At 73.8% G+C, this 5,181-nt stretch carries 5 protein-coding genes; 2 read left to right on the top strand and 3 right to left on the bottom strand.

Features of this window, described 5'->3' with window-relative positions:
- From AR3_RS28465 to AR3_RS28455, 3 genes are all read right to left on the bottom strand, one after another.
- Positions 1-471 (bottom strand): FGGY family carbohydrate kinase (locus tag AR3_RS28465; protein ID WP_245637939.1); only part of this gene is annotated, 471 nt, incomplete at its 3' end.
- A gap of 97 nt (positions 472-568) precedes the next feature.
- Positions 569-1,405, bottom strand: coding sequence for an MIP/aquaporin family protein (locus tag AR3_RS28460; protein WP_067918653.1), 837 nt, complete (start codon positions 1,403-1,405; stop codon positions 569-571).
- Positions 1,406-1,646: 241 nt separating this feature from the next.
- Positions 1,647-2,576 (bottom strand): PaaX family transcriptional regulator, encoded by a 930-nt coding sequence (locus AR3_RS28455; RefSeq protein ID WP_227023363.1) that lies wholly within the window; start codon positions 2,574-2,576, stop codon positions 1,647-1,649.
- Between the two features lie 113 nt (positions 2,577-2,689).
- Between AR3_RS28455 and AR3_RS28450 the strand changes: the two genes are divergently transcribed.
- Complete coding sequence (locus AR3_RS28450; protein WP_067918651.1) at positions 2,690-4,264, top strand: acyl-CoA synthetase; 1,575 nt, start codon at positions 2,690-2,692, stop codon at positions 4,262-4,264.
- Positions 4,265-4,283: 19 nt separating this feature from the next.
- Complete coding sequence (locus AR3_RS28445) at positions 4,284-5,135, top strand: IclR family transcriptional regulator (RefSeq protein WP_083952223.1); 852 nt, start codon at positions 4,284-4,286, stop codon at positions 5,133-5,135.
- Positions 5,136-5,181: the final 46 nt, after the last annotated feature.

Here is a 5,181-nt window from a genome sequence, read left to right as displayed (position 1 = left end):
CCCGGCCTCGGCGGCCTCGCGCACCCCCTCGACGTTCTCCAGAATCCACTGGATCTTGCCGCCGGAGAAGTAGGTGGCCGGGGGCAGCCCCGCCTTGCGGCGGATCACGTCGCCGCGTCCGTCGCGCTCCAGCGCGGCGGCGATGGCGTCGGTGCGGGTGTCCTGCCAGACGATCGCGTTGTAGTAGGGCCGTCCGGTGCGCCGGTTCCACACGACGGTGGTCTCGCGCTGGTTGGTGATGCCGAGCGCGGCCAGGTCGCTGTACTGCAGGTTCGCCTTGGTGAGGGCGGTCTCGATGACGGCGCGGGTGCGCTCCCAGATCTCGGTCGGGTTGTGCTCCACCCACCCGGCGCGCGGCAGGATCTGCTCGTGCTCGAGCTGGTGGCGGGCGATCTCGTCGCCGCCGTGATCGAAGATCATGAATCTGGTGCTGGTGGTGCCCTGGTCCAGAGCGCCCACGACGTCGCCCATCTCATCCTCCTCACTCTGGCGAGCGGACGATCTCCGCTCCTCGCACTCGATCCGCCGCCGGAACCGGCGCGGGCATGCGGTGATCAGGGGCCGGGGATCAGGGGGGAGCCTCGTCGGGCTGTCGCGCGGCGGCGTCGAGGTCGGCGGGCGCGGGCAGGTTGCGGCCGATGAGCAGGATGTAGAGGGCGGCCCCGATGACGCCGCCCACCAGCGGGCCGACGATCGGCACCCAGAAGTACAGGTCGCCGTTCTGGTCGCGCCAGGCGCCGCCGTACCCGGTGAGGTACTGGGCCAGGCGCGGTCCGAAGTCCCGGGCGGGGTTGATGGCGTAGCCGGCGTTGGTGCCCCAGGCCATGCCGATGCCGACCACGAGCAGGCCGATGACCACCGGGGCCAGGTTGGCCAGCGGCGGCAGGTTGCGCGCGTCGATCAGGGCGAGCACGACGAACAGCAGGATCGCGGTGCCGATGATCTGGTCGCGCAGGCCGCCCCACATGTCCACCGGCAGGGCGCCGTTGCCCGGCAGCGTGGAGAACACGACCTGGGTCTTGATGGTGTGCTCGGGGTCGACCTTGGCGAGCGCCTCGGTGTAGTTCCAGCGGACCAGCAGCGCGGCGACGAACGCCCCGGCGACCTGCGCGACGACGTACGGGGCGACCTTGCGCCAGGGGAACCCCTTGAAGACCGCGAGCGCGACGGTCACGGCCGGGTTGATGTGGCCGCCGCTGAGCGCCGCGGCCACGTAGACGCCCAGCGTGACGCCGATGCCCCAGGCCCAGGCGATGCTGTCGTGGTCGCCGAGGCCGCCCGCGACGACCTGCGCGACCACCCCCACGCCGAACAGGATGAGGATCATCGTCCCGGCGAACTCCGCGGCCATCTCGCGGGCGAGCCGCGGGAGCCGAGCCGGCGGTCGTCCCGGTCGTGCCCCCATGATCGCCTCCTCCCGCCGCGGCCACCCGCCGTCACCGTGCGTGACGACCGTCCGGGATGTCGAGCATTCCCGTAACGCCACGTGATAAGCGACGCGGAGCGCGGCGTTCCACAACGGTGGGAGGGGCTCTTCCCGGACTCTGCCGCGGCGCGGAGACGCCGGGGGTGTGCATGCGCTTCTCGTAGGGGAAGGTTCCTGGTCGTCCTGCGCAGCGTGCCGAGCCGCCGAGGCGCGGCCCGGCCTAAGCGCGACGCGGGGCGGATTCCGGGGTCGCGACGGGAGGCGCCTCGATGAACTCGATCGTCCGGTCGGCGATGCGGCGCGCCGCCGACTCGTAGCGGGAGCGCAGCTCGTGCAGCACCGCCTGGGCGCGCACCGCCGGCCAGTCGGCCGGCAGGTGCTCCACGGGCAGCCAGGGGTCGACCCGGACCAGCTGCAGCCACTCGGTGAGCATCCACAGGTAGCGGGCCAGGTCGTCGGGGGCCTGCGGCATCGGGTCGCGGCGGTCCCAGCGGTCCAGGAAGGCGCGGTAGCCGGCGGCCAGCCCGTCCAGGTCGAAGGCGTCGCGGATCATGCGCGCCACGTCGGTGGGCGCCTCGGCGGCGCCGCAGAACACCTTGACCCGCCCGTCCAGGCCCAGGTCCTCGATGATCGGGGCGACGTCCACCCGCGACGGCGTCACCCACATGCCGTTGCCCAGCGGTCCGAAGCCGGCCCAGATCAGGCGGGAGCGCAGGTCGTGGCGCTGCCGCTGCCACGACTCGGGCATGGAGAACGCCAGCACCGTCCATCGCCCGTCCCAGGCGGTGTTGACCGCGCCGCGCTCCCAGACGCGGCGCTCCCCGTCGACCAGGATCCGCGCCGAGCGCTCGGTCAGACCGAAGTGCATGCGGCGGCCGCGCCTGTGGCGGGCGAGCAGGTCGCGTGCGACCATGCGGGTGAGCGTGGAGCGGACCGCCTGCTCCCCCACGCCGAGCCGATCGAACACCTCGATGAAGCTGCCGGAGAACACCGCGATGTCGCGGCGAAGCACGTAGTTGCCCAGGAACGTCAGCATGAGGGCCTGCGGCCGCAGCCGCGGCGGCCCGAGCGCCGCGTCCGCGTCGGTCCGGGCGGCGGCCTCCGCGCCGCCCGCGGCCTCCCGCTCTGGCGTGGACGTTCGCCTGCGCACCGGTCCGGTCCCCCCGCCCCGTCCGAAGTTAGGCACATTATTGACGGCCGTTAATGCTACGCCTATGTTCGGGCTGTCGCCACTGCCTTCGCTCCGCCCCTAGGGGGACGATCATGCGCAACGAAGGACTCGGTTCCTGGCCGGCCCGCCGCGCCCGCAAGACCCCGCACCGCACCGCCCTGGTCCACCGGGACCAGGTCCGCACGTACGGCGAACTGCACGAACGGGTCACCCGGCTGGCGCACGCCCTGCGCGCCCTGGGCGTCCGGCGCGGCGACCGCGTCGCCTACCTCGGCCCCAACCACCCGACCTTCCTCGAGACGCTGTTCGCCACCGGCGCGCTCGGCGGCGTGTTCGTCCCGCTCAACACGCGCCTGGCCGGACCCGAGATCGCCTACCAGCTGGCCGACTCGGGGGCGGGCGTGCTGGTGTACGCGCCCGGCCACGCCGAGCTGGTGGACGGCATCCGCGACACCGCCGGAGTGCGGGCGTACGTCCCGCTGGAGGCGACCGGCGGCGGGCACGAGGACGGGTACGAGGAGCTGCTGGCCGCCGCGGCCGCCGACCCGATCGACGAGCCCGTCGGCCTGGACGACCCGTGCATGATCATGTACACGTCCGGCACCACCGGCCGGCCCAAGGGCGCCGCGCTCACCCACGGCAACATCACCTGGAACGCCGTCAACGTGCTGATCGACCACGACCTGGTCGCCGACGAGGCCGCGCTGGTGACGGCGCCGCTGTTCCACACCGCCGGACTGAACATGCTGACCCTGCCGGTGCTGCTGAAGGGAGGCCGCTGCGTGCTCGTCGAGCGGTTCGACCCCGAGGGGGCGCTCGACCTGATCGAACGGCACCGGATCACGTTCATGTTCGGGGTGCCCACGATGTTCGAGCAGATCGCCCGGTCGCCCCGGTGGCCGACCGCGGACCTGTCGTCGCTGCGGCTGCTGACCTGCGGCGGCGCCCCCGTGCCCACCTCGCTGATCGCGACCTATCAGGAGCGCGGGCTGACCTTCCTGCAGGGATACGGCATGACCGAGGCGTCGCCCGGTGTACTGTTCCTCGACGCGGCCCACGCGATCTCCAAGGCGGGGTCGGCGGGGGTGCCGCACTTCTTCAGCGACGTCAAGGTGGTGGGCCCGGACATGCGGCCGGTGGCGCCCGGCGAGACCGGCGAGATCGTCGTCAAGGGCCCGCACGTGATGCCCGGCTACTGGGGCCTGCCGGACGAGACCGCCCGGGCGTTCACCGACGGCTGGTTCCACACCGGCGACGCCGCCCGCGTCGACGAGGACGGCTACGCCTACATCGTCGACCGGATCAAGGACGTGATCATCTCAGGCGGCGAGAACATCTACCCGGCGGAGGTGGAGAACGCCATCGTGGCCGACCCCGACGTGCTGGAGTGCGCGGTGATCGGCGTGCCCGACGCGAGGTGGGGCGAGGTCGGGCACGCGGTCGTCGTGCCCCGTCCGGGCTCCGGGCTGACCGCCGAGCGGCTGCTGGCGTCGCTGTCCGGCCGACTGGCCAAGTACAAGATCCCCAAGTCGGTGGAGTTCGCCGACGCCCTCCCCCGCAACGCCGCGGGCAAGATCCTCAAGGCCCGGCTGCGCGCCGCGCACGGCGCGGCCGGACCGCGGCCCGCGTCGGGCCCCGACGCGCAGACTCCCCCGACGGAGACGTGACCCGCCCCAGGAGCCGCCCATGAACGCCACCGGTCCCGCCGCCGCGCTCACCGGTTCCGCGCCCCCGCCGCGCACGCCGCCCGACGCCGTCGCCGGGCGCCCGTCGGTCGCCCGGCGCGTTCTGGGCATCCTGGACGCCTTCTCCCCGCAGCGGCCGGCGCTGTCGCTGTCGGACATCAGCCGCCGCGCCGGCCTGCCGCCCGCCACCGCGCACCGGCTGGTCGGCGAGCTGACCCGGTGGGGCGCCCTGGAACGCGACGAGCACGGCCTGTACCGCATCGGCCTGCGCCTGTGGGAGGTGGCGGCCCTGGCGCCGCGCGGGCAGGCGCTGCGCGAGGCGGCGATGCCGTTCCTGGAGGACCTGTACGAGGCGACGCACGAGAACGTGCAGCTGGCCGTGCTGGACGGGCTGGAGGTCGTCTACATCGAGCGCATCTCCTCCCGCAACGCGGTGCACGTGTTCACCCGCGTCGGCGGCCGCTGGCCCGCGCACGCCACCGGAGTGGGCCTGGCGCTGCTCGCGCACGCCGACCCCGCCCTGCAGGAACGCGCGATCGCCGGGCCGCTGCGGCGGTTCACGCCCAAGACGATCTGCTCGGGCGCCGAGCTGCGCCGGGTGCTGGCCGAGGTGCGCCGCACCGGCGTGGCGATCAGCGACGGGCAGGTCGAGCTGATCGCGCTGTCGGTCGCCGCTCCCGTCTACGGCCCGGACGACACCGTCGTGGCGGCGGTGTCCATCGTGGTGCCGTCCGAGACGTCCGACGCGCGCGCCCTCATCCCGGCCGTGCGCGCCTGCGCCCGCGGCATCTCCCGCGCGCTGGGCGCGCCGCACGCGCTCCGCCGCCCGCCCAGCGCCGCCGCCCGCGCCTGATCCGCGAGGGCGCCGCCCGGGTTTTTCCGCTGGGCGGAATGGCGGT

Origin of the sequence: Actinomadura rubrobrunea NBRC 15275 (assembly GCF_001552235.1) — a bacterium.
Taxonomy (GTDB): Bacteria; Actinomycetota; Actinomycetes; order Streptosporangiales; family Streptosporangiaceae; genus Spirillospora; species Spirillospora viridilutea.
Note: the sequence above shows the minus strand (reverse complement) of the source record. Positions and strands in the feature narration are given on the sequence as shown.